Consider the following 22,811-nt stretch of genomic DNA (forward strand, 5'->3'; position numbering starts at 1 on the left):
GAGGTGTGAACGCGGAGTCGGAAAATTCAGAGAAATGCGGTGTGCATCAGTTGGGCAGCGTGCGCAGGGCCGCGGCGCGTTCGAGCTCCACGAGACGTGAAGCGAGCGCAAAACGTGTGACCACCTGGTTGATGGCGGCCGCGGTGAACGCGGTACGTGCGCTCAGGAAATCCACCGGGGTGGCCAGCCCTTCGGCGTAGCGACGCTGCACCAGCGTGAACGCACGCTGCGCTGCGTTGTAGCGATCGTCGGCGGTGGTGAGCCCCGAGCGAGCAACACGCACCGCGTCGATGGCATTGTCGACCTGCAGACGAATGGCCCGTTGCGCTTCCTGCTGCCGATACTCGGCTTCGCTGCGCAATGCCTGCGCCTGTTCGCGACGCGCGGCATCCTGTGTGCCGTTGAACAGATTCCACGACAACACGAGTGATGCGAGTGCGACGTCGCTATTGCGATCGAAGCGATAGCTGTTGCCTTGCACGCCGTAGCTGGCCGCGAGGGCGAGATTGGGCAGATACGAGGCGGTGGCGACACGCTCCTGCGCCTGAGCGAGCCGGATGCCGCCGGTGGCCTGCGCAATTTCTTCACGACGGGCGAGGGCATGAGCCACCAGTGCGTCGGCGGCCACCGTATCGGCGTGCACGATCGAGCTGTCGGCGGCAAGGCGTACCTCGGTGTCGGCATCGCGATTGCGCAGCATGTTCACCGCGCGGCGTGCCGCATCCCGCTGGCGCCTGGCGTCGTCGAGTTGCTGCTGCAGTTCACTGCGTTCGGCACGCGCGCGGAGAAGCACATCGGGGGTCGCCTGGCCGGCACCGATCAGGCGTTCGCTCACCCGCATGTGCTCATCGAGTACGGGCACGGTGGCTTCGAATGTTTCCACGGCGCGTGAGGCGGTGGCGTATCCCAACCAGGCGAGTTGCACGTCGGCGGCGAGTTGACGCATGGCGGCCTGGCGTCCCGCTCCTACGAAGTCGCGCTGTGCCCGCGCGGCGGCGCGTGCCCCGAACAGCGCGTCATTGAACAGGGGCAGGGTCATTTCGAGCTTGGTTTCCTGCCGAAATGGGAGTGTGGCCGCGACGTTGGTGGGAAAGCGGGCCTCGCCAATGAGTTGGTTCAGCGCGGCATAGGCGGGGTTGATGAAGTCGCCGATGTTGACCACGCCGCTGAACTCCGAGTAGCGGGCATTCAGTCCCACGGATGGCAAGAACCGTCCGTTCGCTTCCCGTAGGCCGGCATTGGCTCGCCGGAGCGCGGCCGTTTGCTGGGCGAGGGCGAGGTTGGCTGAGAGGGCTTCACTCACGTAGCCATCGAGGATGGCGCGGGCGGTTTGTGAGTCGGCCGGCGGCGGTGCTTGCTGGGCGGCGGTGATGGCCGGTGTCAGCACGATCGCGGCGGCGAAGGTGCGCCGGGATGCGGATGACATGAGGCGGGCAATGTTGAACGTCGGTGCTTCGCTGTACATGGCTTTACCGACTAACAGTGTTAAGCGTGAAGACCTGAAGAAGGGCGCCGAGGCGCCCAGGGTGTTCGGGATCAATTGCGGAGCGTGTTCCGTTCACCTAACGGCGGAAGGTCACTCCGGGTTTCGCAGTGTGCCTCGCATCAGGACCGTGCAGATGCGTTCGACCGCCTGATGTGGGTCGCGAAGGTTGATGTAGCTGTTGTTCTGGTGGGTGAACCAGAGCGAGATGACGCCGTGGATGCCGCTCCAGAAAGTCTGCGCCAGGGTGTGGGGTTCGTCAAATTCTGCACGGAAGACCCCTCGCTGGATGCCCTCTTCGACGGACCCGAGCAAGAAGGCATAGGCATCTTCTTCCGGCGCCTTCTCGATGTTCTCGGCCTCTTCATCGAACGAGTGGCCGGGTTCTGTCATGAACATGAAGCGATACTGGCTTGCATTGGCCAAGGCAAAATCGGCGTAGGCCATGGCCATGCGGCGCATTCTTTCGGCCGGGTCATCGATTCGCCCGATGCTGTACAGTGCTGACCCGAGGGCCCGGAAGTCCGCCACGCACAACTCCATGATCAAGGCGTCTTTGTCCTTGAAATGATGGTAGATGGCTGTGGGGGTGTATCCGATCTTTGCCGCGATGGCGCGCATGGTGGTCGCATCCACGCCGTCTGCCACAAACAATTCGCGGGCAGCGTCCAGAATCGCCTGTCGGGTTTCCGCCTTTTGCCGTTCGCGGCGGGCAAGCGAACCATTCCTGATTTCTGCGGTGCTCATGACTGAACGATGCCTAAGTCACCTAACAGTGTCAAGCTATTGACGAACCTGGGAATTCAAGGGACTTGCCTGGATCTGAAGGGGAAACAGCGGCCGCTTCGCGGCGAACAAAGAGAAAAAGAATGGAAAACCGCAGGCCTTCTTACCATTTGATCTTTTCATTTCCTGCTGTTTTCGCCGCATAGCGGCAGCGTAGGAACCATTCCATCCATTCATCTCCCTTTCTTCATGAGCCTCGGAACATGAAGTACAACGCGCCCATGATGCACAGACCAGCCCACAGGAAGTCGAGCTTCACTGGCTGCTTCATATAGAAGACGGCGAACGGCACAAAGACCGTCAGCGCGATCGCCTCCTGCAGCATCTTGAGCTGGGCGATGCTCATGGTGGTCGCCCCCATCCGGTTGGCCGGCACCTGCAGCAGGTATTCGAACAGGGCGATCCCCCAACTGACCAGCGCCGCAATGATCCAGGGCCGTCCACTCAGATTCTTGAGATGGCCATACCAGGCGAACGTCATGAACACGTTCGAGGCGGTCAACAGGAGCACAGTGCGCAGGATGGTGCCGGAGATGGGGACCATGGACATGCCAGGTGGAAGGACAGGGCGATCAGTGTCGCCGAACATTCCCCGTCCTCGGCACCCGGCGCCAGCCCCCGCCTCGGGTTTGTCCCGACCGCGTCAGCGTGCGACCGGCGTAGACGCGTCATAACCCTTCACCACGATGCGCCATTCGCCGTCGCGCTTGAGCAGGGTCATATGGTCCCGCGCGATCATATCCGGATAGTCGAGCGCAATGACTCCCGTCGCCACCTGGCCATTGATGGTGAGCGACTCGATACGCCGCCGCCTCTGCGCTTCATCGGCGGGCGCCCGGCCGCTGGACGAGACGCGGATGTACTCACTCGCCGGCCACTGCCGGTATTGTCCGTCCTTGATGCCCACCAGCATGGCATCGGACGCAAACGCCCGACGAAAATGCGCTTCCTGTCCGGTGGCATGTCCATCGAGGTAGGCCTGCAACGGCTCCAGCGCGCCGGCCGTCTCACTGGCGCGCATATCGACGACCACCTTGCCGCGGGTGCGACCACTCCGGCTGTGCTGCTGCGCGGCCATGATTTGATCGAGTGTGTACACGCTGTCGATATGCACCTGCAACTGCCCGGCCTCGATGAGCGGTGCAACGTACGCCAGACCACGTGGCACATCCCATGGCGCACGTGATGGACAGAGAATGCCCGCCGCACGACACGTCTCCGCCGGCACCGACCCGGCCGATGACACCAGCCGCCCACCACGACGCACCACCGCCACCGATCGAGTGAGCGTTTCTCCCCCGACCGCGTCCACCACCACATCCATGTTGCGCGCCACGTCTTCGAAACGCGTGGTGGTGTAGTCGATCATCTGTGCTGCGCCCAGCGCGCGCACAAAGTCATGATTGCGCGCCGACGCGGTACCGATCACCGTGGCGCCGCGCGCTGTGGCGATCTGCACCACCATCGAGCCCACGCCACCCGATGCGCCATGCACCAGCACCCGCTCGCCGCGCTGCACATCGGCGCCCGCAATGAGAAAACGCCACGCAGCAATGGCCACCGTCGGATAGGCCGAGGCTTCCTGCATGCTGTAGCGCGCAGGCTTTTTCACCATGGCATCGAGCGGTGCCACCAGATACTCGGCATAGCTACCGCCCGTCTCCATCTGATCCACCGTGCCCGCCACACGATCACCGCATCGATAGCGCGTGACACCGGCACCCACAGCCACCACCTCTCCGGCAAAGTCCCCACCGGGAATGGCGAGCGGCTTGAGATCCCCTTCGTCCTGCAGCTTCCAGTCCACCGGATTCACGCTCGCCGCATGCACACGGACCAACACGGTATTCGGTGTCACACGTGGCAGTGCGACCGTGTCGACGCGCAACACGCGCGTGTTGCCCTCACCATGCACACGGGCCGCGCGCATGACGGACGGCAGCGCACCGCACGTTTGTGTCATGCGCAACGGTATCATCGGCGGTCTCGGTACGACGGACACTGTTGATGCCATCGAGGTCATCACGGCCAGCATCGTGAAGCTCATCATGCGTGCCTCCGGCGTGACCATGTCATGAGCGCCACCGTGCCGATACCCAACAGCACAAACGTCGACGGTTCGGGCACTGTGGTCGGTGGTGGATCGATCACACTTCCGTCACTGCACACGTCACCCAGCGCGGTGTGCCATCGGCATCGCCGAAGCTGGTGTTGGTGTCGAGGTAGCGCGTGCAGAACGCCGCCACACCAACGTCACTGTCAGCAAAACGCGCCCAGGTGCTCACGCCCACCGAATGCACATTGGCGGCATCGAACCAGGCATCCGTGAAGGTGAGGAACTGATAGCCACCATTCCCACAGGTCCACATTTCCGTCTGGTAGAACGCATCCACGCCCCCGTTCGCGGCTGCCACACCACAGCCGCCCACATACTGCGTGAGCAGTTGGCCGCTACCGTTGTCGACCTGGAGCGCATTGGTGAAAGCGAGATAGTTGTCGAACTCCGGACTCGCCGACGTAGCCGTGCTGCTGCGCGCGGTGTGACGCCAGCCGTCGGTATACACAGGATAAGGCGCCACAGACGGATCGTCCGTCAGCACCAGCGCGGACGTCAGTCCGAGTTCGTCGGAAATGTCCGTGGTACCAGCCGGTGTGACCGCGCTGCCTGCATACGCAAAATGAAAGCCCGTCAGTGCGCTGACGACGGCGGCGTTGTTCGCCGGTTGACCTTCTGCGTGTCGCACGAACAGATCCACGGCCGTCCCGATACGACCACCGGCACCGTCGAAAAACGCGGTGGTGGTGAGCTCGAGATACGTGCACGAACGCACCCCGCCGGTGAAACACACCGTGAACGCGCGGCTGTCCGCGCGGGCCGCGGTGGGAGCGAACACCGTCGCCCCCACCCCTCCCACCCATAGCAGCGCGCCCACCGACCAGAGCCGGAGTTGCCCGAAGGTCCCCAGCGTGCGGAGAAGAAAGCGCGCCATGATCAGCGCGCCTCTCCGGCCAACCGGCTTCCCAACGGGCTTCCCAACGGGTTCACCAACGGCGCCACGGCCGGATGGACGAGCTGACTGCGTACCACCTGGAGCTGCACCGCCAGTGCCGCCCGATCGGCCTGGTCGAGCGTCTGGGCAGCCTGCGAAAAGTCGAGCGTCAGTTCGGCGTCATGCAGTGCCGTCAGCGCCGCCTCGCGATCGGCCCCCACCAGTGCGCGGTGCAGCGCGCCAAATGCCTGGGCGACGGGTGTCTCCCGCCCAAGATCAGCGAGCAGGCGAGAACTGGCGTCATCGACCATCACGGCCAGTGTGGCGGTGAGTTGCTGCTGACGGGCGTCAGCGGCGACATCGGGCACTTCAATAGAAGGGGCGACCGGATGCGCATCCGCGCAGGCGGTCAGGGTGGAAGCCGCCACCAGGAGAGACCAGGAGAGACGGCGCATCGGCGTCGATGGCGTGAGGTGAATGGACTGTGCGGGCGACATGATCGGAGATCCGAAGAAAGGGCAAGGAAGTCCGGCGCCTGGTCAGGAACCGCTGATCGGTCCCTCGGCGTCCGGTCGTGTGGAACGCCCCTAACGTCGCGACGGCCGTCTCCGGGTCATCACCGACCCATCACCTGCCTATCACCTGACCGTTTTTTGGCCCGGTGATGGGCAGGCGAAGGCGATTTCGAGCTTGTCGGCGTCCAACGCGGCCCACCTGGCCGTGCGACCTGACCACCCGACTCCTTCACGAGACTTCCATGTCCTCCTTTGCACGCTGCGCCGATGCACGTGGCACCGTTCGGCATTTCCGTTTCCAGCCGCTGACGCTCGCTGCTTCCACCCTCGCCGTTGCCGCGCTGACGTTGGCCTCGGCGTTGACCGCTTCCCCGCTGGAAGCCCAGGCGGTCTTTCATGCCTGCTACGTTCCCGCATCAGGAACGGTTTATCGCGTCAAGGCACCCAACACGCCGGCCAACTGCCTGCAGCCCACGCATGTCGCGTTCAGTTGGACCGACGGCGCTGACGCCGCAGCCGCATTGCAGAACGCGGTCAAGAAGACCGATGTGGCGGCGGGTGATGTGACCGGGGTGTTCAGCAACCTCACGGTTGGCAAGCTGCTGGGCCGAGCATTGGCCACGACCCCGCCGACCGACGGGCAGGTGCTGGCCTGGAATGCGTCGACCAGCCAATGGGAGGCGAAGACGGTGGCGGCCGGCGGTGGGAACGGCGTCAGCGACCATGGCGCGCTGACGGGGCTCGGCGATGACGACCACGCGCAGTACCTGCTCTCGAGCGGTGTGCGGACGTCGATCGGCTTTGCGGTCCAGAGCCCGAGCGGGGTTTCTGCTCTGCCAGTGCTCACCGATCCCAATAAGCCGACCCTACTGTGGGCCGGGAGCTACGGCGCACTGCGAACCGGATTCGACGGCGTGGGCGGCTGGGCGGCGAACAAGATCGGCGGGGCGTCCGCCTCATTCGGGGACAACAATGAAGCCTCTGGCTGGGGGTCGTTCTCGGCCACGGCGTATGCCGTCGCTTCTGGCATGTACAGCATTGCGATGGGAACCAACGCTGAAGCCACCAACGTGAGCGCAATCGCATTGGGGCCGTATGCCCGCGCCTCGGGCAATAGCGCGATCGCCTTCACGGGTGGCATCGCCAGCGCCAACGATGCGATGGCGTGGCGGGGCAAAGCCGAAGGTACTGGATCGTTGGCGTTGGGAAGCGGTTCGAACGCCACCGGAAACCAGGCGATGGCCTTTGGCGTGGGAAGCGCGGCGGCCAACTATTCGATGGCCTTGAACGGCGATGCCGGAGGCACGTCGTCGACGGCGATCCGCGGCATCTCGTCGGGCGACCACAGTGTGGCCATCGGGCGCAACGCCAATACCAACTACCAGGCCAACGCCATTGTGTTGAGCGCTTCGCAATCGATGGGAGTTGCAAAGGCGCTGGCCGATGGCCACTTCGTGATGCAGGGCTATCGATTCTGGATGGGCAATGGTCCGCAGACTGCCATCACGCCGGGACGCTTCCTCGAAACCAGCACGGGTGCGTACCTCTCGACGGGCGGCACCTGGACCAACACCTCCGACTCCACCAAGAAGGCAAACTTCCGCGCTGTCGACGGCGAATCGGTGCTGAGCACACTGGCCGCGCTGCCGGTGTACACGTGGAACTACACCGCAGAAGACACCACCACGCGCCACATGGGCCCCACCGCACAGGCGTTCCGCGCGGCCTTCAATCTCGGCGACACCGACAAGGCGATCAGCACGGTGGACATCGATGGTGTGGCCATCGCCGGTGTGAAGGCGCTCGAAGCGCGTACCAAGTCGCTCAAGACCGAAACGATCGCACTGCGTGAAGAGAATGCGGCACTCACCGCGCGTCTGTCGCAGCTCGAGGCACTGGTGGCGCAGCTTGCCAACCAGCTCGCCACCCAGCAGTCCAACACCACGCGCAATCCGTGATGACCGCCGACCAGATCGCCACGATCCGGTCGACCTGGAACCTGATGGGAGCCACCACCGATGCGGTGGCTCCCCTGTTCTATGACCGGCTCTTTCAACGCGACCCACTGCTGCGCGCCCTGTTCACGAGCACGGACATGCCGGCGCAGGGCGAAAAGCTCGCCCAGACCCTCGCCGTGGTGGTGCGGGGTCTCGATCATCTCGATCAACTGATGCCGGCCGTTCAGGCACTTGGCCGCCGGCACGCGACCTACGGTGTGCAGGACGCCCACTACGATCTCGTGGGTGCGGCCTTGCTTGATACGTTCGCGGATATCCTGGGTGATGCTTTCACCGCCGACGCGCGCTCGGCATGGGCCACCGCCTATGGCGCGCTCGCGACCGTGATGCAACAAGCCGCCGCATCGGCGAACGCCCATGCGACCACGCACGCTGCGATCAGCGCACCGTGAGTGTGGTCGATGCCTCAGGTGAGGATGCCGGCGTTGCGTCGATGGCAGGCGTCCCGGCATCATCACCATTCACCACACTCATCGCGCAGATCACCGCCGTCCGTGTGCCGATGGCCAGCGCGTTTGCCGTCCGACTCGATCGCCTGCGCGGCATGGGCAGTCCGGTGCCATTGCTCGATCGTGACGTGATCGACGCCTGGTTTCTGTCATTGCTGGCGACACTGCAGGTCCCACTCGATGATCCCGCCATTGTGCCAACCCTCGCCACGCTGGTGGCCCATGGGCGGGCGCACGGCATCGACGGGGCCGGTCAGCGCGTTGGACTCGAAGCCTTTGTCTGGGCATGCCGGGATGTCCTGCCGGATGATTGTCCCACGCGCCTGGCCGCGGAAATGGGTGCGCGTGGTGCTGTCATCGATCGACTGGCGGTGCGACGCATGACTTCCCCCACGTCGCCGATCGACGCATGATGGAGACGTCTCCGCGCGCCTGGTGGGCGCGCGGCAATCTCGTTTTCGTCATGACATGAATCGGTTTGTCACCTTCGGTGGTTGCGCAGTCGTTTCCAGTGGTGGTGAGGTGCGTGGCGCTGCGACCCAGCAGCGTCGGCTCGCCCTGTTGGCGGTGTTGGCCCGCGCGGGCGAACGCGGCGTATCGCGCACCCGCCTGTTGTCGTTGTTCTGGCCTGATGAAGACGATGATGAGCGTCGCCGCAAAGCCCTCGCGCAGGCGCTGTATGCGTTGCGTCGCGATCTCGGCGATGAGCGCATCATCACCGGTTCGCAGGAACTCAAGCTCGACGCCGAGGTTTTGCCGCACGATGTCGGCGAGTTCATGCACCACCTGCGGCATGGTCGTCACGCAGAAGCGGTAGCGCTGTACGACGGCCCGTTTCTGAGTGGTTTCCATCTCGTCGGAGCACCAGCATTCGAGCGATGGGCCGATGAAGAGCGTCGAGTGCTGGAGCGTGACTACACGCGCGCGCTCGAAACGCTGGCCGGCAACGCAGAGCGACAGGGACAGCGCGCTGAAGCCATTACCTACTGGCGCAAGCTGGCGGCAGTCGATCCACTCGATTCACGGGCCACGCTCGCCCTCATGCGGGCCTTGGCAGCCAATGGTGAAGTGTCGGCAGCCATCCGACAGGCCGCCATTCACGAAACGCTGTTTCAGCAGGAGCTCGAGCTTCCGCCCGATCGGGAAGTGATGGCATTTGCGATGGAGTTGCGTGCCCGACAGGGCACCGAGCCTGTCGCGCCGTTGGTACCGGTTGACGTGGCGCCTGTTGTGGCCGCACCGGTCCCGGTGTTGGCTGGCGCGACGGACGACACGATCGCCGAGCCGCCAGCGGCGGTCTCAATCGCATCGCTGGTAACACCGCTGACAGTGGCGCTGGCAACACCTTTGCGTCGTCGATGGACTCGCGCGCGTGTGTTGGCAGTGGCGGTCGGTGTGGCTGCACTGGCCGCTTTGGGCACATGGGGCGTCTCGGCGTTGCAACATCACGAACCGGCACCGGGCGAACCGCGCTATCACGCACCACCAAGCATTGCCGTCGGTCTCATCGCGGATTTCCGTGAACCGTCGACCGGTCCGGTGCGCTCTCTCGCGGCATTGCTGGCCACCAGTCTCGCCCGCAGCGAAGCGTTGCGTGTGGTGAGTGCCGCGCGACTCAGTGAATTGCTGCACCACGGTGGCGTGGGTGACAGCACCGAGGCGGCGTATATCAGTGCGGCGCGGCGGGCCGGTGCGCATGAACTCATTGACGGATCACTGTTCGATCCCGGTGATGGCACGCTGCGTCTCGACTTGCGCCGCGTGGATGTGGAGACCGGCTCCGTGCTGGCCGCACTCACCATTCGAGGCCAGGATCTCTTTGCGCTAGCCGATAGTGGCACGGCGCGTCTGCTCGATGGCTTCGGCATCGAGCCACTCGCCGGCAGTGTGCGTGATGTGACCACCCGTTCCGCCGTGGCACACCGCTTCTATGCCGAAGGACTGAAAGCCAACGCGTCCTACGATCTGGAGGCGGCCCGTCGACTGTTTGGTGAAGCGCTGCGGGCCGACTCCCAGTTTGCGATGGCGGCGTACGAGTACGCGCGTGTCAATCCGAATCGCGCCGAGTTGGCGGAAGAGATGTCGCGAGCGCTACACCTGGCCAAGCGCGCGACCGCACGTGAGCGACTGATCATTCGGGCAGGATGGGCGTCCACCATGCAGGTGGCGGGGCTCAAGGAAACCGCCGACTCCTTGCTGCAGCTCGACCAGAGCGACCCGCAGGCATTGTTGTTCGCTGCTGAAGCGCGACTCAATCTGGGCCTGCCGGGTGAAGCCATTCCGTTGTTGCAACGTGCGCTCGCCATCGATTCGGCAGCACTTGGCGCGGTACGCCCGGAGCACTGTTACGCCTGTGAAGCCGTGCAGATGTTGTCACGTGCGTATCTCGATCAGGACAATCCCGACGCTGCCATCGCCATCATCAAGCGCTGGGTGGACCGTCAGCCGCAGTCGACCGAGGCGTGGGCGTCGTACTCCCGCGTGCTCGATTTCACCGGACGTCTGCCCGAAGCCTCGCGTGCGCTCGATCGTGCGCTGGCGCTCAATCCGGCCTATCCGGCTGGCTTTGTGCGACGTGTGAGTAATCTGCTGCGTGCGGCACGATTGTCAGAAGCCGAACAACTGGCGCGCGAGCAGACCACACTGGCCACGGCAGACCAACGGCTCGATGGATGGTGGCAGCTTGCCACCGTGCTCCGTCATCAGGGTCGCATGCGCGACGCGCTCGTGGCCGTCAATCGTTTTCGTGCCATACGGGATACGGTGGATGGTGGTCAGATGGCACTCAATCATGCCTACCTGCCGGCACTCATTCTGGCCGATGCCGGACGCATCCCGGCCGCCATTGCCCTGTTCGATTCGATGGCCACCGGTGCCATTCGGCCAGGAGAACACGATGCCAATGTACGACGCCTGCGCACCATCTCGCTGACGGCCGCCGCCGACCTGGTGGCCCAACAAGGTGACACCACGTCACTGCAGGCGCGCATGCGTGCCATCGAAGAAGCGGGTTCACAGAGCGGCGTGGTGCGCGATACGCGGGCGCACCACTATGTACGTGGCCTGCTCTGGCGGGCGCGTGGCAAGTCGGACTTGGCGATCACCGAGTTCCAGGCTGCCATGGCTCCGCCGCTGCGGGGCTATCACTCACGCATCAACATCGAGCTGGCACGCGGCCTGGTGACACGCGGTGAACCCGATGCCGCCATCACCGCCGTGCGCTTCATCATGCGCGATGTAGTGGATGGCATTGCCGTTACACAGACCGAGATGCATGAAGTGCTGGCCCAGGCTCATCATGCCGCCGGCCGCGCCGACTCCGCCTCGTTTCACGCGGACTGGGTGAAGCGTGCCTGGTCGACGGGCGAACCTGCGTATCAGGCACGAGCGCAACGACTGTCGCAATTCATCGGCGTGCGCGCAACGCGATAGCGGTTCTCACGGGCAAGTCATCAAGGCGCACCGCAGCGTGCCGTGCGCCTTCGACTTACGTGGTTTCAGCCTGCTTCTTCAGTTGCTGACGGCCCAACCAAAACGCCACGGCCAGCCAGATGGCGCTCATCGGCGCCGCCGCGAGAGAAATCGTGCTCACGGCCAGACCGGCCGCCGACAGACCCGCAAAACTCCACGCACCGATCTGGTCGCCTGAGCGGTAGACAAACGTGTCGATGAAGTTCTTCGCCTTGTACTTGTCCTCGGGCGGCACAACCGTGTACAGCACTTCGCGCGCCGGGCGCCCGAATGCGTACTCACCCGCGCGGCGCAGCACCTGGAACACCACGAACACCGCCAGCGTGCCCCAGGTGCCCAATGCCGCAAAGCCCACCAGGCTCAGTACTGGCATGATGGCCAACGTGACCGCTACGCCGAACCACTTGATCACGCGCCCCGTGACAAACAACTGCGCGAGAATGGTCAGCGACTGCACCACCGTATCGATCGTGGCCAGGAACGCGGTACGCGATTCCCGATCGGCGTAGCGCGCGCCCACGATCTCCGCCTGCTGAAAGTACAGCACCGTGGAGCCGATGGTGAACATCAGCATGTAGAGACAGATGCCGAGCAGATACGGCGAGGCCAGCACATGCGTGATACCGGCAAACGCCGATCCACCAACCGGCTGCTCGGCTTCATCACGCGCGCGGGTATCCGGACGAAAACTGGGTGGGAACCGGCGCGCCGACTGGACTGCCGCTTCGAGCAACAGCACCGACATCACCATGAGCACCGGCGTGCCCACCACTTCGGCCAACCGCGACGTGAGGAACGCACCAGCCAATGCGCCCAGTGTGCCACCCACACTGATGAATCCGAACAGCCGCTTGCTCTGCTCCGGCCGGAACGTATCGGCCATGAATCCCCAGAACACCGAGGGGATGAACAGACTGTAGATGCTGGTGAGAATCCAGAACGCCGGGCCGAGGTATGGCTCCCAGGTGTGCGGCCCCCACTTGATGACACCGGCAAACGTAAGCAGCAGCCCGATGAAGATGCGGTACACGATCGGGATGAAGCGCCGCACCGGCAACTTCGCCACGATCGATGAATACAGCGGATTCATCGCCAACGTGGTGAGCAGCGTGCCGGTGAACAGCCATGGCAGCCGGTCCGTACCGGCCGCCACACCCACCGCATCACGTACGGCGCGCAGGATGAAGTAACTCGCCAGGGCAAAAAAGAAGTACGTCGCTGCCAACAACGTGGCGCGTTCTTCACCGGCCTCGATGGTACCCAGCCGATTGAACGTGCGACGCATGAACCCTACTTCTGCCCCCGCTCCTGTCACCGACCCTCACTCTGTTTGGCATGCCATGCGGCGAGCACTTCCCGCTCCCGCTCCATCGAGATTCCCGCGCGCAACTTCTCCTGCTCGGCGGCTGGCCGGCTATGGTACCACGCCATGCCATCCCGCACCGTGGTGGCCAACGGGCGGAATGTGAGCCCCGCCTTCACGGCTTTGTCCACCACGGTCGTGCAGAACGCCACCGTGGTGGCCCCCGTGTAGCTCCACACCGGCATCTCTGCCCACGAGCGCACCTTCTGCTCGGTGAGAAACGACTCGGGCACCCACGTGAACCGGGTATCGTTGGCATAACATGCCTTGATCCCGTACAACAACTCACCGATGCCACATACTGTCCGCGGGCCCACGGCGTTGAACACACCGGTCGTACGCGATTCCACCATGCGCACCATCCACTCGGCCAGGTCGCGGGCATCGATCCACTGCGCCGGATCTTCCAGCTTGCCGGGCGCGAGTACCTCGCCGCCCTTTTCGATGCGTACGGGCCAGTAGGTGAAGCGGTCGGTGAGGTCGCCAGGACCGACGATCAACCCGGGACGCACGATGGTGGCGCCATTGCCAAACGCCTCCTGCACGAGCTGCTCACAGCGCACCTTCTTGTTGCCGAAGGGCGCGGCGGCGGCATCGGGCCCGGTGATGGGGGCCGGATCCTGCGTGGGGTGGGTTTCGTCGGGGAAGGACCGCGCAAAGTCCTTGTAGGCGGCAGTGCTGGACACGTAGACGTACTGGTCCACCTTGCCCTTGAGCACCGCCGCCGCATTCACCACCCACTGCGGTGTGGTGGCCGGCAGATCGAACACCACATCCCACGTGCGCCCGGCCAATGCGGCATGTCCATCGGGCGCATTGCGATCGCCGATCAACTGTTCGGCCTTGGGAAACAGACCGGGCTTGGTGCGACCACGATTGAACAGCGTGAGCGTGTGCCCACGCGACAGCGCGTATTCGACCAGGTGAGGACCGATGAAGCCGGTGCCTCCCAGTACGAGAATGCGCAACGGCTTCACGGTGCTCGTCATATGATCAGCCGTTCTTGGCGCGCCACGCCGCCAACACCGTCTTTTCTTTGTCCGGCGCAAGGCCAGCGCGGAGCTTCTCCTGCTCGGCCGCAGGACGGGTCTTGTACCAGTCGAGCGTGCTCTTGGCCGTGTCGGCCAACGGACGGCAGGTCAGACCCGCCGCATAGGCCTTCTGGCAATTCACCGCCATGAAACCCGCCGTGCGTCCCTGACCTGGCTGCCACACGGGCATATCAGACCACGCACGTACCGTATGCTGCGCGAGGAAATCGGCCGGCACCCACGTGAACTTGGCATCGCTCGAGGTCACCGCTTTGATGCCATACAGCATCTCGGCCATGTTGGTGGGCGACTTGGGGCCGGTGGCATTGAAAGTGCCGATGGTGTGGTTCTCACCCAGACGCACGATGAACTCGCTGAGATCGTGCACATCGATGTACTGCACGGGGTCACTCGGAAGACCCGGCGCCATGATGTCGCCACCCTTGTCGATGCGCACGGGCCAGTAGGAGAAACGATCGCTCAGGTCACCGGGGCCAACGATGAGCCCCGGACGCACGATGGTCACCTTGTCGGCACCGAACTGCGCCTTCGCATCGATTTCGCACTGCACCTTGTTGGGACCGTAATAGTTGCCGTCGTTGCTGGCCCAGTTCTCCGGTGCGGCCGGCGCGTGCATAGGACCATTTTCGTCCATGCCAGGCTTGGAGTAGTCGCTGAACACCGAGATCGTGGACACCAGGATGTACTGACCCACGCGTCCTTTCAGTGCTTCACCGGCACCACGCACCCACTGCGGATTGCGCGTCGGATTGTCGATGACGACATCCCATGTGCCCTTCTTGAGTCCATCGTGCCCATTGGCGGCGTTGCGATCGCCCACGATGCGCGGCACCTGCGGGAACAGTCCCTTGCCACTCTGTCCACGATTGAACAGGGTGATCTGATGTTTACGGGCCAGTGCGTAGTCGACCTGCTGCGGCCCGATGAAACCCGTGCCGCCGAGGATGAGAATGCGCATCGGCTTGGGCTGCGCGTCACCCGTTTCCGGGCGATAGGCTTGCGGACGCACACCATCGGCGTTGAACGCCTGGGCAGCGGCGGGAATGCCCAGCCCGAGTGCGCCACCCACGAGGGCGGTCGACTTGAGGAACGTGCGGCGATCGAGAGTCATTGGGCGGGAATGAAGGGGGAAATGCGGAAGAGTCAGGGAACGATCTTGCGATCGAGCTGCTGGATGGTCTTGGTGCTGGCGGGACGTTCCTTGCGCAGACGCGCAGAGACCGTTTCTGCACGCGAGAGCACCCGCATCACGTTTTCACCGGCCAGTGCACGCAGTTCGGCGTCGGTCCAGCCGCGCTTCACGAGTTCCGCCAACAGGTCGGGATACTTTGAGACATCCTCGAGTCCCTGCACGGTTTCCGTGATGCCGTCGAAATCGCCGCCGATGCCCACATGCGCGGAACCCGCCACCTTCTTGATGTGATCGAGATGATCGGCCACATCACCAATGACGGCTGCCGGTACGGGGTTGGTTTGCCGCCACGCGGCGAAGGCTTTGAACTGCGCGTCGGTGTCACCGGGATACTGCTTGATGATGGAATCCCTTTGCATACCCCAGTCGACGATGCGCTGTGACACGAACCCCGGCACGAACGTCACCATCACCACGCCGCCATTTTTCGGCATGCGTGCGAGAATGGAATCCGGCACGTTTCGCGGCACATTGGTGAGTGCACGGGCATTCGAATGCGAGAAGATGACCGGTGCTTCACTCACATCGAGCGCGTCGCTCATGGTGCCGGGTGAGACATGCGACAGGTCGACGAGCATGCCGAGGCGATTCATCTCGCGCACGACTTCCTTGCCAAACTCGGTGAGACCTCCATGCACCGGCTTGTCAGCAGCAGCGTCGGCCCAATCCAGGGTGACGTTGTGCGTGAGCGTCATGTAGCGCGCGCCGAGCGTGTAGTACGACCGGAGCGCACCGAGGGAGTTCTCAATAGCATGGCCTCCCTCCATGCCCAACAGGGAGCCGATCTTGCCCTGTGTGTACGCCTTTCGTACATCTGCCGCCGTGTAGGCGGGCGAGAGCACGTCGGGATACCGCTCGATCACGCGGCGCGCGATATCGAGCTGCTCGAGCTGCACGCGGGCATAACCGGAGTCGCGGATCTCGCCGGGGATGTACACCGACCAGAACTGTCCGCCCACCATGCCTTTGCGCAGACGGGCAATGTCCGTCATGCCACGCGTCTGACGCAGGTTGTAGTCGACGACATCGAGCGGCTTCTGCTTGTCCTCGCGCATCGCCCACGGCAGATCGTTGTGACCGTCGATCAGCGGTGAGGAGCGCAGCAGACGGCGTACATGGGCCAGGCGCTGTTCGAGCGACGCATTGCGCAGCGGCTGTCCCGTGGGTGTGGGAGCCACGGCGATGCCGGCACGCGCGGTCTGTGCTGCGAGCGGTGCGGTGGCAGACATCGCCGTGAATGCCGCGGTCACCGCAGCCGTGCACCAGGCCAGTGATGCGCCGCGTCGCCGGGACATCAGCATCCGATACGCTCCAGATAGTACGGCAACATCTTGCGCCACCACGGCCAGTCGTGATTCACGTCGTGCCCCCACAATTCGTAGAGGTGGCCAATGCCCTTTCGGTCGAGCAGATCATGGAAGTCGCGCGTCATGTCGGGACGCTCGTACGCGCCCTGTCCGCTGGTGAGCACGATACGCGAGTGATTCCGCAGTTGATCGAGCGGCCATCCCTCGGTATTCCTCACGTACCACATCGGATTGTTGAAGTAGCAGTTGTCATCCGAGTACCCCATGAAGTAGCTCGGCGACAAATCGTAGAAACCACTCATGCCGATGACGCCACCGAACAGATCGGGGCGGCGGAAGAACGAATTGGCCGCATGGAAGCAGCCGAAGCTCGCGCCGGTGGTGATGGCACGCGCACCGCCATCACCGACCACGTGTCGGATGAAGGGCACGACTTCGTCTTCGACGTAGCGGGAATAGAGTGCTTGCCGACGTGCGCACTCCGGCACCGAAATACCACGTTCCATCCACGCGAGACGATTGATGGAATCGATGGAGAAGACGCGAATGCGTCCCTGTTGCAGTAACGGCTCGATGGCTTTGATGAGCCAGAACCGTTCGTTCTCGAGGAAGTCGGCCGCAGCCGTGGGAAAGAGCAAGACCGGCTGACCGCGCCAGCCGTAGCTCACGATGGGCATCTCAAGACCGAGCGCGGGGCTGCGCCAACGGTCGATGCGCTTGGGCAGCGCCGGATCAACAAACTGTGGGGCCATCGGGGGAAACTCGCTGTGGGAATTGCCGGTGGCCAGTCTGCGGACGCCGCTGGGGCGGATCGTACGAGCCGGACCGTTGCGGTGCGGTGACGTGACCGTGGTCGCGCCGACACGTTGCCGTTGCGTGGCGGGCCCACTGTCCTTGGCATGGAGACTCCACCGCTCGTGGGAGCTGCGACCGTGGGCATGCCGCTCGCGGCTCCGACCGACCTCGATGTCTTCCCGCACCACAGCGACGCGATCCCACCTGGGGTGGTCGCCGCCGGTGCCTACGATCTGCGCTTTGCCTGGACCCGCGCCGATCTTCACGCCGTGCAGACGCTGCGCTACCGCGTCTTCAATGAAGAGTTGCAGGAGGGGCTTTCCGCCGCCGCAGCCGAGGGACGAGACGCGGATGAGCGGGACCCGTGGTTCCATCACTTGATGATCGTGCATCGGCCCAGTGGCGACGTGGTGGGCACCTACCGCCTGCAGACGGCCGTCATGGCCGCCACCCGGCATGGCTTCTACAGCGCCACCCTGTTCGAACTCGGTGCCATACCGGGGTCCATCCTTGGTGAAGCCGTGGAGATCGGCCGAGCCTGTGTGGCGCCGGCCCATCGTTCCGGTCGTGTCCTGCGCCTGCTCTGGAAAGGGCTCGCCCGCTACCTGCAGTGGAATGACAAGCGTTTCCTGTTCGGCTGCTGCTCCATTGCCGGGCTCGACGAGACCCACGCGGTGAACACCTGGCGAGCTCTGCATGCCCGTTCGGCACTGCACGACCAGGTGCTGGTGCGGCCGCGGCCCGCGGTGCGGGCCCTCGCCGACGATGGACGCCAGCGCCCGTCGGGAGACGCCGAATCGGTGGCGGAAGCCCTCAAGACCGCCCTGCCGCCCTTGTTCGACGGGTATCTCGCGCTCGGCGCGCGCATCTGCGGTGCACCGGCCTTCGATCGCGAGTTCGGCACCACCGACTATCTCGTGCTGCTCGACCGGCAAGCGATGGATCCGCGCACCTATCAATCGTTTTTCGGAGGAGCCGAGCGATGAGCACCTCGAAGCCGCTACAGTCGCTGCTACAGTCGCCTCTGCAGCCGCCCCTGCCCACCGTGCGCCCATCGTCGCGCCTGGTCGCCGGCCTCGTGCGGGGGCTGTGTCGCAGCGTGCTCACCGTCATGGGTGTGCGAGTGTCGGTGCGTGGCGCCTGGCCACGTGAGGCCACTCTGGTGATTGCAAATCATCTGTCCTGGCTCGACATCGTGGCCGTGCTCGCCCGCAAACGGTGCACCTTCGTGGCCAAGAGCGATGTGCGGCGCTGGCCACTCGTCGGCTGGCTTGGCGACGCCATGGGCGTGATCTGGGTGGACCGTCACCACAAGCGTGATCTGCTGCGAGCCATTCCGGTGCTGCAGGCCACGCTGACCGCGGGCACATCGGTGCTGCTGTTCGCGGAGGGCACGACGACCAACGGGCAGACGTTGCTGCCGTTCAAGTCGGGGCTGGTGGAGGGCGCGGTACGGGCCGGTGTGCCGGTGGTGCCCATTGCAGTGACGGCGTCGGCCAGCGCCGGTGACCTGGATGCGCTGTGCTGGATTGGCGACGAAACACTGGTGGCCAACATTCCGCGGGTCTTTGCCCTACGCGACGCGCGCCTGACGCTGCATGCGGCGCCGGCCATTGAACCGCTGCGGGGTGTGCGGGCTGCCCGCAAACTCGCCACCGCGGCGGCCCGCACGGCCATTGTCGCACGGACGGCAGGCGGTGCCATCACCACGGCTCCCGCCACTCAGATCCCGGTCGTTCGCCCCCGAACCGGGACGCCGCGCCTTACAACGGCTTCCTGAAGCAGAACTTCCGGCCGATCGACAACTCGGAGCGCGAGATCGAGCGGTATCGCGCGATCTTCTCGGGATACTTCAGGATCGTCGATTCGGCGTAGCCCATGCGCAGGAACAGTGGCTCGGCCAGCGAGATGGCAAAGATCTCGGGGAAATTCCGCTCGCGGGCGAGATGTTCGGCTGCGCTGATGAGCACCTGTCCGAGTCCACGGCCCTGCGTGTCCGGCGCCACGGCGAGCGACACCAGCTCCACCAGCGACGGCGAATACTCGTCGAGCGCTACCTGGCCGATCACCTGGCCATCGTCCGATCGCACCACCTGATAGTCCTGCAGGTGGCTGGTCACGAACGCCTCACTGCGCATCAACGTCAGACCGTCGGGCGCATAGAGATTGTTGAGGGCCACAATGGCCGGGATGTCGGCCTCCTCGGCGTGATGCACGAGGACGCCCGACGATTGATCGGAGATCACGGCAGGGGCTATCGCGAAGCGTAGACGCGGGTCTTACCGGCCTTGTCGAACAGCAGCACGTCGTAGGCGTCCTTGCGGGAGCCCATTTCCATGCCCGGCGATCCCACTGGCATGCCGGGAACGGCGAGTCCACGACCGGCCGGCTGCTCCTTGAGCAACTTCACGATCAGGTCGGCCGGCACATGGCCTTCGATGGCGTAGTTGCCCACGCGCGCGGTGTGGCAGGAGGCCAGCGCGTTTGGCACGCCAAACGACGCCTTCACGCTGTCCATGTCGGCGGTGTCGCGCACGGTGACGGTGAAGCCGGCCTTTTTCACGTGGTCCACCCACTGCGAGCAGCAGCCGCAGTTGGGGTCCTTGTAGACCGTCATGTCCTTGATGGCAGGCTGAGCCGTGGACTGAGCCCAGGCGGTGCGGCCAATGGCGGCCAGGCCGACCATGGTGGCAGCACGCTGCAGGAACGCACGACGACCCTGCGCCCGGTCAGCGCTGGCGTCGGCGTTCGCCGGATCGCTTTTGGGAAGATATGCAGACATGGTGGAAGTATAGCGATTTACGGAATGGATGGTTCCCGGGCATCGGGTTTTCCCCGACGGAAGTCCATCTCGCCCCTGACGGGAAGAAATGAGACAGCGGCCTACACTCAGGTCACTGTCCCAACTCCTTTGCACCCCCTGAGGGCTATCGATGACCTCCGCACCAAGCGCGGTTGCTCCATCAGCCGCGACCCTGGACCGCTTCTCGTACGACGATGACATCGTCCGGAAATTCCTGTTTGCCACGCTGATCTGGGGCGTGGTGGGCATGGTGGTCGGACTGCTCATCGCGCTGCAGCTCGCGAGTCCCGTCTTCAACTTCAACACCTCGTTCCTGTCCTTCGGTCGCCTGCGGCCGTTGCACACGAATGCGGTGATTTTTGCCTTTGCCGGCAACGCGTTCTTCACCGGCTGTTACTACAGCACCCAGCGCCTGCTCAAGGCGCGCATGTTTTCCGATGGACTGAGCAAGTTTCACTTCTGGGGATGGCAGGCCATCATCCTGTCCGCCGCCCTCACACTGCCCTTCGGCTACACGCAGGCCAAGGAGTACGCGGAGCTCGAGTGGCCCATCGACATCGCCATCGCGGTGGTGTGGGTGGCGTTTGCGGTGAATTTCTTCGGCACGCTGATCCGTCGTCGTGAGCGACACATCTATGTGGCGCTGTGGTTCTACATCGCGTCGATCGTCACCGTCGCCATCCTGCACATCTTCAACAACCTGGCCATGCCGGCCGGCATGTTGAAGAGCTACAGCATCTATGCGGGTGTGCAGGACGCCTTCATGCAGTGGTGGTACGGCCACAACGCCGTCGCGTTTTTCCTGACGACGCCGTTCCTGGGTCTCATGTACTACTTCATGCCCAAGGCCGCCGAAGGGCCGGTGTTCAGCTACAAGCTGTCCATCCTGCACTTCTGGTCCTTGGTGTTCATGTACATCTGGGCCGGTCCGCACCACCTGCACTACACCGCGCTGCCCGAGTGGGCGTCCACGGTGGGCATGCTCTTCTCGGTGATGCTGTGGGCCCCGTCCTGGGGCGGCATGATCAACGGCCTGCTCACGCTGCGCGGCGCGTGGCACAAGGTGGCGCAGGATCCGATCCTCAAGTTCTTCGTCGTTGCCATCACTGCCTACGGCATGGCCACGTTCGAAGGCCCGATGCTCTCCATCAAGAGCGTCAACGCCCTCTCGCACTACACCGACTGGATCATCGCGCACGTGCACACCGGCGCGCTGGGTTGGAACGGCTTCATGACGTTCGGCATGGCGTACTGGCTGCTGCCGCGCCTGTTCCAGACGGAGATCTACAGCAAGCGCGCGATGGAACTGCACTTCTGGATCTCGTCGGTGGGCATCGTGCTGTACGTGGTCGCGATCTACAGCGCTGGCGTGACACAGGGGTTGATGTGGCGCGCATTCGACGAAACGGGACGCCTGGCGTATCCCGATTTCGTGGAAACGGTGCTCAAGCTGATGCCCATGTACTGGATGCGCGTGGTGGGCGGCACGTTCTACATCGTCGGCATGTTCATCTTCGGCTGGAACGTGTTCAAGACGTGGGCGAACCGGCCGGCGCGGTACGATGTGCCGGTGATCGAAGCGGCTCCGCTGGCGCCGCGGTATGTGCCCGACCATCCGGTGATCCCGGCCAAGGGGCTGTGGGCACGCTTCAATCAGGTGGAGTGGCACCGCTCGTGGGAACGCGCACCGATGCTCTTCACGGCGCTGACCGTGCTGGCCGTGGTGGTGGCGTCGCTGTTCGAGATCCTGCCCACGTTCCTCATCAAGTCGAACGTGCCCACGATCGCGTCGGTGAAGCCGTACACGCCGCTCGAACTGGCCGGTCGCGATATCTACATCGCCGAAGGCTGCTTCAACTGCCACTCGCAGATGGTGCGTCCGTTCCGCTACGAAACGGAGCGTTTCGGTGAGTACTCGAAGCCGGGTGAGTCGGTGTACGAACATCCGTTCCTCTGGGGCTCGCGCCGTATCGGTCCCGATCTGGCACGTCAGGGCGGCAAGTATCCGGATCTCTGGCACGTCCGCCACTTCGAAGACCCGCGGGCGGTCACGGCAAAGTCCATCATGCCGGCGTATGCGCACTTCAGCACCACCACACTCGACTTCAATGCGATCCAGAGTCGTGTCGATGCGATGGCGATGGTCGGTGTGCCGTACGGCGATGCGCTGAACCGCGCTCCGGACATGGCGCGTGAACAGGCCAAGCAGATCGCGGCCGCCATCGTCGAACAGGGCGGACCAGCGGGTCTCGAGGACAAGCAGATGGTGGCCATCGTGGCCTACATGCAGCGCCTCGGCCGCGACATCAAGGTCACGACCACATCGTCCAACACCACGTCGTCCAACGCCCCGTCTTCCGCGGCGTCCGCGCCGGGAGCGCAGCACTGATGAAACTCTCCGACATCATGTCGCACGCGGGATTGTCGTTCTACACGCAGGTCTCGCTGGTGCTCTTCCTGGCGGTGTTCATCGCCGTGGCCATCCGCACCTGGATGCCGTCGCGTCGCGGGGAACTCGACACCGCGTCGCGCCTGCCGTTCGATGAAGGCACGGTGGTGGCTCACACCAGCCGCCGGGAGCGCTGAC

Annotated in this window: 22 protein-coding genes; 8 read left to right on the forward strand and 14 right to left on the reverse strand. The window is 64.1% G+C overall.

Annotated elements, in window-relative coordinates; translation table 11 throughout:
- Window positions 1-46: 46 nt before the first annotated feature.
- The 7 genes from GAU_RS19160 to GAU_RS19185 form a co-directional block, all read right to left on the reverse strand.
- Window positions 47-1,426 (reverse strand): TolC family protein, encoded by a 1,380-nt coding sequence (locus tag GAU_RS19160; protein ID WP_015895564.1) that lies wholly within the window; start codon window positions 1,424-1,426, stop codon window positions 47-49.
- A gap of 150 nt (window positions 1,427-1,576) precedes the next feature.
- Window positions 1,577-2,230 (reverse strand): TetR/AcrR family transcriptional regulator, encoded by a 654-nt coding sequence (locus GAU_RS19165; protein ID WP_015895565.1) that lies wholly within the window; start codon window positions 2,228-2,230, stop codon window positions 1,577-1,579.
- A 226-nt stretch (window positions 2,231-2,456) separates the two neighbouring features.
- Window positions 2,457-2,813 carry a DMT family protein gene (locus GAU_RS19170; RefSeq protein WP_015895566.1) on the reverse strand — a complete coding sequence of 119 codons (357 nt, stop codon included), beginning with the start codon at window positions 2,811-2,813 and terminating at the stop codon, window positions 2,457-2,459.
- A gap of 99 nt (window positions 2,814-2,912) precedes the next feature.
- Window positions 2,913-4,232: a nuclear transport factor 2 family protein gene (locus GAU_RS19175; RefSeq protein ID WP_052574554.1), complete on the reverse strand. Its 1,320-nt coding sequence runs from the start codon at window positions 4,230-4,232 to the stop codon at window positions 2,913-2,915.
- A gap of 83 nt (window positions 4,233-4,315) precedes the next feature.
- Window positions 4,316-4,438 (reverse strand): PEP-CTERM sorting domain-containing protein, encoded by a 123-nt coding sequence (locus tag GAU_RS23030; protein WP_015895568.1) that lies wholly within the window; start codon window positions 4,436-4,438, stop codon window positions 4,316-4,318.
- Window positions 4,417-5,259 carry a hypothetical protein gene (locus GAU_RS19180; RefSeq protein ID WP_015895569.1) on the reverse strand — a complete coding sequence of 281 codons (843 nt, stop codon included), beginning with the start codon at window positions 5,257-5,259 and terminating at the stop codon, window positions 4,417-4,419. The genes GAU_RS23030 and GAU_RS19180 overlap by 22 nt, the downstream gene beginning before the upstream one ends.
- A 2-nt stretch (window positions 5,260-5,261) precedes the next feature.
- The gene (locus GAU_RS19185; RefSeq protein ID WP_015895570.1) at window positions 5,262-5,756 is read right to left on the reverse strand and encodes a hypothetical protein; all 495 of its coding nucleotides are present in this window, start codon (window positions 5,754-5,756) and stop codon (window positions 5,262-5,264) included.
- Between the two features lie 260 nt (window positions 5,757-6,016).
- Here GAU_RS19185 and GAU_RS19190 point away from each other — a divergent pair, with 260 nt between their 5' ends.
- Genes GAU_RS19190 through GAU_RS19205 form a run of 4 tightly spaced genes read left to right on the forward strand, consistent with a single transcriptional unit; the run spans window position 6,017 to window position 11,673 of the window.
- Entirely contained in the window at window positions 6,017-7,732 is a 1,716-nt protein-coding gene (locus tag GAU_RS19190) for a tail fiber domain-containing protein (protein WP_041265732.1), read from the forward strand.
- Window positions 7,732-8,184 (forward strand): globin family protein, encoded by a 453-nt coding sequence (locus GAU_RS19195; protein WP_041265733.1) that lies wholly within the window; start codon window positions 7,732-7,734, stop codon window positions 8,182-8,184. The genes GAU_RS19190 and GAU_RS19195 overlap by 1 nt, the downstream gene beginning before the upstream one ends.
- Window positions 8,185-8,225: 41 nt before the next feature.
- Entirely contained in the window at window positions 8,226-8,654 is a 429-nt protein-coding gene (locus GAU_RS19200; RefSeq protein WP_156799148.1) for a hypothetical protein, read from the forward strand.
- Between the two features lie 55 nt (window positions 8,655-8,709).
- Complete coding sequence (locus tag GAU_RS19205; RefSeq protein WP_041265734.1) at window positions 8,710-11,673, forward strand: BTAD domain-containing putative transcriptional regulator; 2,964 nt, start codon at window positions 8,710-8,712, stop codon at window positions 11,671-11,673.
- A gap of 55 nt (window positions 11,674-11,728) precedes the next feature.
- On the opposite strand, the gene GAU_RS19210 is transcribed toward GAU_RS19205, so the two are convergent.
- The 5 genes from GAU_RS19210 to GAU_RS19230 form a co-directional block, all read right to left on the reverse strand.
- Window positions 11,729-12,997: an NTP/NDP exchange transporter gene (locus tag GAU_RS19210; protein WP_052574555.1), complete on the reverse strand. Its 1,269-nt coding sequence runs from the start codon at window positions 12,995-12,997 to the stop codon at window positions 11,729-11,731.
- A 26-nt stretch (window positions 12,998-13,023) separates the two neighbouring features.
- Window positions 13,024-14,064, reverse strand: a complete 1,041-nt coding sequence (locus GAU_RS19215) for an NAD-dependent epimerase/dehydratase family protein (protein WP_052574556.1) — start codon at window positions 14,062-14,064, stop codon at window positions 13,024-13,026.
- A gap of 4 nt (window positions 14,065-14,068) precedes the next feature.
- On the reverse strand, window positions 14,069-15,238 hold the full coding sequence (locus GAU_RS19220) for a twin-arginine translocation signal domain-containing protein (protein ID WP_041265735.1): 1,170 nt from the start codon (window positions 15,236-15,238) through the stop codon (window positions 14,069-14,071).
- Window positions 15,239-15,270: 32 nt separating this feature from the next.
- Window positions 15,271-16,497 carry a dipeptidase gene (locus tag GAU_RS19225; protein WP_015895578.1) on the reverse strand — a complete coding sequence of 409 codons (1,227 nt, stop codon included), beginning with the start codon at window positions 16,495-16,497 and terminating at the stop codon, window positions 15,271-15,273.
- A 116-nt stretch (window positions 16,498-16,613) separates the two neighbouring features.
- Window positions 16,614-17,378, reverse strand: a complete 765-nt coding sequence (locus tag GAU_RS19230) for an esterase family protein (RefSeq protein WP_015895579.1) — start codon at window positions 17,376-17,378, stop codon at window positions 16,614-16,616.
- A gap of 147 nt (window positions 17,379-17,525) precedes the next feature.
- Between GAU_RS19230 and GAU_RS19235 the strand changes: the two genes are divergently transcribed.
- Entirely contained in the window at window positions 17,526-18,407 is an 882-nt protein-coding gene (locus tag GAU_RS19235) for a GNAT family N-acetyltransferase (RefSeq protein WP_015895580.1), read from the forward strand.
- The gene (locus GAU_RS19240; protein ID WP_015895581.1) at window positions 18,404-19,201 is read left to right on the forward strand and encodes a lysophospholipid acyltransferase family protein; all 798 of its coding nucleotides are present in this window, start codon (window positions 18,404-18,406) and stop codon (window positions 19,199-19,201) included. Before GAU_RS19235 ends, GAU_RS19240 begins: the two co-directional genes overlap by 4 nt.
- On the opposite strand, the gene GAU_RS19245 is transcribed toward GAU_RS19240, so the two are convergent.
- Together GAU_RS19245 and GAU_RS19250 are read right to left on the reverse strand one after the other, a co-directional pair.
- Window positions 19,185-19,667 carry a GNAT family N-acetyltransferase gene (locus tag GAU_RS19245; RefSeq protein ID WP_015895582.1) on the reverse strand — a complete coding sequence of 161 codons (483 nt, stop codon included), beginning with the start codon at window positions 19,665-19,667 and terminating at the stop codon, window positions 19,185-19,187. The genes GAU_RS19240 and GAU_RS19245 overlap by 17 nt on opposite strands.
- Window positions 19,668-19,675: 8 nt before the next feature.
- The gene (locus GAU_RS19250; protein WP_015895583.1) at window positions 19,676-20,203 is read right to left on the reverse strand and encodes a DUF411 domain-containing protein; all 528 of its coding nucleotides are present in this window, start codon (window positions 20,201-20,203) and stop codon (window positions 19,676-19,678) included.
- A 151-nt stretch (window positions 20,204-20,354) separates the two neighbouring features.
- On the opposite strand from GAU_RS19250, the gene ccoN reads away from it, so the two are divergent.
- Entirely contained in the window at window positions 20,355-22,613 is a 2,259-nt protein-coding gene (ccoN, locus tag GAU_RS19255; RefSeq protein WP_015895584.1) for a cytochrome-c oxidase, cbb3-type subunit I, read from the forward strand.
- The gene (locus GAU_RS19260; protein ID WP_015895585.1) at window positions 22,613-22,810 is read left to right on the forward strand and encodes a cbb3-type cytochrome oxidase subunit 3; all 198 of its coding nucleotides are present in this window, start codon (window positions 22,613-22,615) and stop codon (window positions 22,808-22,810) included. Before ccoN ends, GAU_RS19260 begins: the two co-directional genes overlap by 1 nt.
- The last annotated feature ends 1 nt before the right edge of the window (window position 22,811 follow it).

Source organism: Gemmatimonas aurantiaca T-27 (assembly GCF_000010305.1).
Taxonomy (GTDB): domain Bacteria; phylum Gemmatimonadota; class Gemmatimonadetes; order Gemmatimonadales; family Gemmatimonadaceae; genus Gemmatimonas; species Gemmatimonas aurantiaca.